This is a genomic window from Mycoplasma sp. AC157, from assembly GCF_054343415.1.
This window is the reverse complement of sequence record NZ_JBTGVE010000031.1, coordinates 1-7,343: the sequence shown is the minus strand read 5'-3', so window position 1 is coordinate 7,343 and position 7,343 is coordinate 1. Positions and strand designations below refer to the sequence as shown.

Below are 7,343 nucleotides of genomic sequence, written 5' to 3'. Positions count from 1 at the left end.
TCCCATACTTTAAATTTTACTTTAAAGTGGTGCACTTGATCTTACAATTAAGCAAACTCAATTTAGTTGAGTTTTTATCTTTTTAAGAATAATATATCAATAAAATTATTACCTATATTATTATTTTCGTTGTTTTGAATAGTTCTATTAAAGGAATGAGATTTTAAAACAACTTTTAATTTAAGAAAATTATTTTCTCCAATAGTTTCTTTGCTTGCTGTTTCTACTTGAATATTATAAAAATCTTTTGAAATTGGAGAATTAAATGAATTTTTAACTAAATCAGTTATACTAGATAACAATTTACTTATTTTGGTATACTCTAAAATTTTATTTCATCTTTCTTCTTTACTGGAAATTTGATTAATTTCAGCAATTAAATTATCTAAATCAACAGATTCAGGATTTTTAAATCCATAATAACTATTAAATTCATCTCATTTTTCTGTTGAAAATTTTTCAATTTTTTCTTTAAAGTTTAAATAAAGACTTTGTGATGTATTATCAAAGTTGAATCCACCTACTAACATAGGACCATAAATTTTCTTATATTTAGATTCTGGGTTATTTTCGTTTAAATTATCAAATCAAAAACCTATTTTATATTCCATAAAGCCTTGCATTGCATATGCAGAAGTTATATGTGGATCATATAAATTTTTTTGATCTCTAAATTTGATGAAAAATATTTTTAGTTTTGAACTATCATAACTTTTTAACGATTCATCAATATTTAAAAAATCATTTAATTTTTCATCTTTTATTTCAACTCAAGTAGTTGGATTTCCAAATGAATAATGTAAATCGTTAGTTTCTACTTCAGTAAATGTTTTGTCAAAATCTAAAGTAGATTTAGTTAAACCTTTATTTGATATTGAAATTAATTTTTCAAAATAACTATTACTTTGATTAAAATGTTCAAAGAAATTAACATTATATAAATTGTTAATTGTAATTTTTTTAGAAATTGAATAATTTGATCCAGATTTTAATTTGATATTTAATTTTAAAATACCGTTTCTTTCATCAATTTCTGTTTCAGAAGACGATTTATTTACTTCTATTTCTATTGAATCATCAAAATTTCTAATCTTATTAATGTCAGTTATCTTTATAAAATCAGATGTTGAATTTAAAGATTTTAGTGCTCCAGAAGCTCAGTATTTTTTTGTTAAATTTAAAGAAGAAATATTATTAATTATTTCATTTAATTCTATTTCTGTTTTTGGTGTAGATGTCTTTGATTTTGTAAATGAATTTTCAAAATTAAAATCTTGAGTGCCAAAACTTAATTTTTTAATTTTATAATTAACATTGTTTTTTAAATAAGTGCTAAATATATAATTATTTTTATCTTTATAAAGGAATTTTGGTTCAATAATTTGAGTTTGATTATTAATATCAAAAATTTCAAGTCTTGGTTTTAATAAAGAAAATTGATCTAATAATTCACTATTATTAAAATTTACAGAAATATCAGATATAAAGGAATTTTCTTTATTTTCGGTAATATTTACAGAATTTATTAGTGCATTTTCTTCTCTATTTTTATCATTATTAAATTTAAGGACTCCTTTATGTAAATAATCTAATTGAATTTCTTTATTATTTACAAAAACTTTAGTTAAAGAAATTTTTCCATAATAATTATAATTTGGAATATTTGCTTCTCATTTATCATTGACTTTAGTTGCATTTATTTTTCAATAACCACCAAAATTAGATATAAATTCCAATTTGACATCATTCAAATTACTTTGATCAATATCAACAAGTTCTAATTCTGTTTTAACTTTCAAGTTATTATTAGATTCTAAATTAAACTCAGTATTTTTGAATTTACTAAAACTTCTTTTAGAACTAAATTCTTTATTTATTCCGTCTTTTGGTAAAATAGAAATTCTCGGTTCAATAACGGAAACTAAACCACTCCTATCAATTTTAAAATCCACTATTTCTAAGTTGGCGTTTGAAGGAATTTCAAATCCATCTTCATAGTCAAAAGTTGATGAATCACTTGTTGTACTAATTGTGATAGGAATATTTTTTAATCCTTCATTTTCTGTTTTTCTAATCGAAATATCTACCGTAAATTCTGTGTCTGAATTTGTTTTATCTTTTAATGTTAATTTTCCAATATATTCACTTTCTGTAAATTCAAATAGTTTTTCCACATTGTTAAAAGAAAGTAATAAACGATTTGGATTTGTTTCATCAATGTGATAACTTATACTATCATAAGATATTTTTTGAGAATACTCTTTTGTTTGAAAGATGAAATCACTTGTATTTTCGGAATTTTCTCAATTATTTCCTATTTTTTGTGCTGAATTTAAACTAGTTAGTGGTTTATTGTTTAAAGTAATATTATTAATTAAATAGTTTTCACTAAACTCTAAATTTGATAAATCAAAAATAACTGAATCGGAATTTTCAATATATTCTTGAGAGTTAAAAAATTGTTTATCCTTAATTTTTCCAGATATTTCAATTTGAAAATCTTTATTTTTTACATTTTTTAATAAATGTTTAGAAAAATTTACTTTAAGTTTTACAAATTCATCTGTTTTTTCTAAAATTTCTAAAGATGAAATTACAAAGTCATCATTTTCATTTGAATCAGGAATTTCAGGTTCTTGTTTATCATTTGGATCTTGAACATTATTTATGGTACCATTATTTGGATTCTCGATTACATCTTTTTCCCCAGGATTTTCTGGTTTAGGTGTATCAGGGTCTGTTTTAGGAACTTCAGGATCTTTTTTTTCTTCACTAAATATAATTTCTCTTTCTGTATCAGAATATCTTTTTAATGAAATATTTTCTTTATTTATAAAGAGTTTATCGATAAATAACGAAGATTTATCTTGCAAAATTGAAGGAATTAAAACTTCAATTTTGCTATTCAAATAAGTAAACTCTTTTGAAACATAAGTTTTAGAATCTGTTTGCTTTTCTTTTAAAGTTAATTCAATATCTTTAATTGATTCTTTAAAAGAATTAGGAAGAAATATAAAAACTTTATCTTTTGTTCTGCTAAATTTAATTTTTTCCTTTAAAAATATACTTTCTTTATTTTTGTTTTTATTAAGGACTATTGCTAAAGTTGCGCCAATAGAAGATGCCGCAATAGTACCAAGCACTATTGATGATAATATAATTTTTTTAGTTTTGTTTTTCATATTTAAATTATAAATATTTTTTTATTTTTACAAAAACAAAATATCAATATTTTTGTATAATTTAAATATTAAATGTATTAGTATGAAAGAGAGAAAAAATGTCTAAATTTATTTTTGTTACAGGTGGTGTAATTTCCGGATTAGGAAAAGGAGTTTCTGCTGCTTCAATCGGAAACCTTTTAAAATCAAGAGGTTTTAGTGTTTTTGTTTTAAAATTAGATCCTTACTTAAATGTGGATCCTGGAGTTATGTCTCCTTACGAACACGGAGAAGTTTATGTAACTGCTGATGGTGGAGAAACAGATCTTGATCTTGGTCACTATGAACGTTTTATTGATGAAAAATTTTCAAAAGATTCCAATTTTACAAGTGGTAGAATCTTTTGAAATATTTTAGAAAAAGAAAGGGAAGGATATTATGATGGTAAAACCGTTCAATATATCCCACATGTTACCGATGAAATAATTAGTATAATTAAAAATATAGAAAAAAAATATAAAAGTGACTTTGTTATAGTTGAAATAGGTGGAACAGTAGGGGATATTGAATCAAATCCGTTTATTTATGCAATAGCACAAATGAGTAGTGAATTCAACGGAATAAACACTTTTTTCATTCACGTAACTTATGTTCCTTTTCTTGAAACATCAGGTGATTTTAAAACCAAACCTACACAAGATTCTATTAACAAATTAAGAGGTATGGGTATAAAACCTAATATGATACTTTTAAGATCTAACGACGAAGTTGATCACACTATTTTAAATAAAGTTGCAAAAACTACATTTTTAAATCCAAGAAATGTTATTTCTGCTCCTGATTTAAAAAATGTATATGAAATGCCTTTATATTTAGAAAAAAAAGACGCAGCTAATATTATATTAGATTACTTTAATATTACACATATAAAACCAAATTTAAGAAAATGAACAACTTTTGCTAACAAAGTTAATAAAGAAAAAAAAGCTGAATTATTAATCAAAATGCTTGGGAAATATACCAGTTTTTCCGATGCTTATAAATCAATAAATGAAGCTATTAAAATTTCTGCATTTGATAAAGGATATGAAGTAAAACTAGAATATGTTGACTCTAATATTCTAACTAATGAAAATATATCTGAAAAACTCGATGATGCTGATGGTGTAATTATCTTACCTGGATTTGGTATTAGAGGTTTTGAAGGAAAAGTTTTAGGAGCAACATATACAAGAGAAAAAAATATTCCAACTTTTGGTATCTGTTTAGGTATGCAAGCAATGTCAGTTGCTCAAGCACGTCTAAAAGGTTATAAACACGCAACTTCTAAAGAATTTGCTACAAACAACAAAGAAGAAGTTTATGTTTTAGATTTTATAAAAGGTAAAAATGAAAAAGACCAAATGGGCGGAACTTTAAGATTAGGAGAATCTGAAACAGTGTTTAAAAAAGATTCTTTAATTGCTAAATTTTACAAAAGTACTTCTGTTTTTGAAAGACATAGACATAGATACGAAATACAACATGAATTTATTGAAAAATTAGAAGATGAAAATTTTAGTTTTTCAGGTTATCATCCAGAATTAGGTCTGGTTGAATCTTGTGAAGATAAAAGCAAAGATTTTTATATTGGTGTGCAGTATCATCCAGAATTCAATGCAAGACCACTAAATCCACATAAACTATTTAGTGCTTTTGTAGAAAAAGCAGCAGAAAGAAATAATGGAAAACAAAAATAATTCTTTACAAAATACATTTAAATACGTTGATTTAAATAAAGGTTTAAATCATGAACAAATTTCTAAAAATAAAGAAAAATACGGTGTAAACGAACTTAAAAATAAAAAGAAAACACCTTTAATTATTAAGTTTTTAAAACAGTTTATTGAACCGATGATTATTCTTTTAATTATTGCTGCATTTTTAGCTTTAGGAATTGCTATTTATGAAGCGATAGTTCATTATGAATATAAGAATCATATAGAATTTATAATTAGTTTTGTAGAACCTTTTGTGATATTTTTTATTGTAATTTTAAATGCTATATTTGGTTTAATACAGGAAAATAAAGCAGAAAAATCTATTGAATCACTTGCTAGTTTAAGTTCTCCAACATCAAAAGTAATTCGAAACGGACAAGAAATAATTATCGATACAAAAGACATTGTTGTTGGAGATATATTACTAATTGAAGCAGGAAATACTATCGGAGCTGATGGAATTATTGTTAATTCTGCTCAATTAGAGGTTGAAGAATCGATTTTAACAGGTGAATCTTTAAGTGTTTTTAAAAAAAATATATCTAATTTAGAATTTAACTGAGAAGAAACCGAAGATACTGAAGTTTATTCTGGCACAAATGTTATAAATGGTAGAGCAAAAATTCTAGTTACAAAAATTGGGATGGAAACAAAATTAGGAAATATTGCTAAATTGCTAAATCAAGAAAAAGAAAAACTCACTCCACTCCAAAAACAACTTGCAAATTTAAGTAAAAAAATTGGAATTTTTTCCGCTATTTTATGTGTAATTACCTTCTTTATTTATATTTTTATAGTTGCTTCAGGAAATTGAAGTCTTTGAGCAAAAGGTGTTGTTATTGCTATAACTTTAGCTATTGGAACTATACCAGAAGGTTTAGTACCAATTGTTACTGTTATTTTATCTATTGGAGTTAAAAGATTATCAAATAAAAATGCTCTTGTTAAAAAACTACCAGCTGCTGAAACTTTAGGAAATGTTTCAATAATTTGTAGTGATAAAACAGGAACATTAACCCAAAATAAAATGAAGGTTATAGAAACCTTTAAAAATAACGCTTTTTCAGAAGAAGACTTTATTAAATATTTTATTTTATGTACAGATGCCAACTCATCTATAAATGAAAAAGGGGAACACAAATTAATTGGAGATCCAACTGAAACTGCTATTATCCAATTCGGAATTGATAATAAAATTTTGAAAGATTCAGTTTCTGGATTACATCCAAGAATAAACGAAATTCCTTTTGATTCGGATAGAAAAATGATGACTGTCTTTGTAAAAATTAATGAAAATATTTATTCTATTACAAAAGGAGCTCCAGATTCTATTTTCGCTCTTGCAAACAATTTGTCAAAGCAAATAGAACATAAAAATATCGAATTTTCTAATAATGCTTTAAGAGTTTTAGCATTAGCAATTAGAAAATGAGACAAATTACCAGATGATTTAAGTTCAAAAAATGTGGAACAAAATTTAACATTAGTGGGATTAATAGGGATGATAGACCCTCCAAGAGAAGAGGTTAAAAGTTCTATTGCAATTGCACAAAAAGCTGGAATAAAAACTGTAATGATTACTGGTGATTATGCAAACACAGCTTATGCCATTGCCAAACAATTAAATATAGTAAACTCTGATGAAGATTTAGTTTTAAGTGGAAGTGAATTAAAACTAATGAGCGATGAAGATTTAAATCAAAACATTGAAAAATATGCAGTTTTTGCCAGAGTTAGTCCTGAAGACAAAATCAGAATTATTAAAGCTTGACAAACAAAAAATAAAGTTGTTTCTATGACAGGCGATGGAGTAAATGATGCTCCTGCTCTTAAAGCTGCAGATATTGGTTGTGCTATGGGGATAACAGGAACTGATGTTTCCAAACAAGCTGCAGATATGGTATTAACAGATGATAATTTTTCAACAATAGTTAGTGCTATAAAAGAAGGAAGAAGTATTTTATATAGCATAAAAAGATTAATGATTTTCCTTTTTACAACCAATTTAACAGCTTTATTAACTACTTTTATTGGAATTTTAATTTTTAGTATAAATCCTTTATCTTCTTTACAAATTTTGTGAATAAATGTTATTTCTGAAACTTTCCCAGGAATTGCACTAGGTTTAAATAGACCAAAACAAAATTTAATGAATAAAAAACCAAATCATAAAAATGCTTCTATCTTAACTAAAGAAATGATAATTCAAATATCTTTACTTTCCATCTTGTCATCAACACTATCATTATTAGCATTTTATTTAGGTGCTTATAGTCAAAGTGGTGTAGCAAATTTAAATGAAATAAAAACAATCTTAGCTAAAGAAAATTTATCAACACTAAATTTTGCTTCTTTATCTTGTTTCATGACTATGGGAATAATTTTATCTTTAAATTCTATTATATTAAGAAGTAATGAAAGT

3 protein-coding genes are annotated in these 7,343 nt (G+C 24.8%); 2 read left to right on the top strand and 1 reads right to left on the bottom strand.

What is annotated here, in order from left to right:
- Positions 1-74 precede the first annotated feature (74 nt).
- Positions 75-3,182 carry a hypothetical protein gene (locus ACXX84_RS03920; protein ID WP_458557481.1) on the bottom strand — a complete coding sequence of 1,036 codons (3,108 nt, stop codon included), beginning with the start codon at positions 3,180-3,182 and terminating at the stop codon, positions 75-77.
- A 98-nt stretch (positions 3,183-3,280) separates the two neighbouring features.
- Here ACXX84_RS03920 and ACXX84_RS03915 point away from each other — a divergent pair, with 98 nt between their 5' ends.
- Positions 3,281-4,900, top strand: a complete 1,620-nt coding sequence (locus ACXX84_RS03915; RefSeq protein WP_436359086.1) for a CTP synthase — start codon at positions 3,281-3,283, stop codon at positions 4,898-4,900.
- Positions 4,884-7,343, top strand: a 2,460-nt coding sequence (locus ACXX84_RS03910) for a cation-translocating P-type ATPase (RefSeq protein ID WP_458561178.1), incomplete at its 3' end; no start/stop codon positions are given. The genes ACXX84_RS03915 and ACXX84_RS03910, both read left to right, overlap by 17 nt.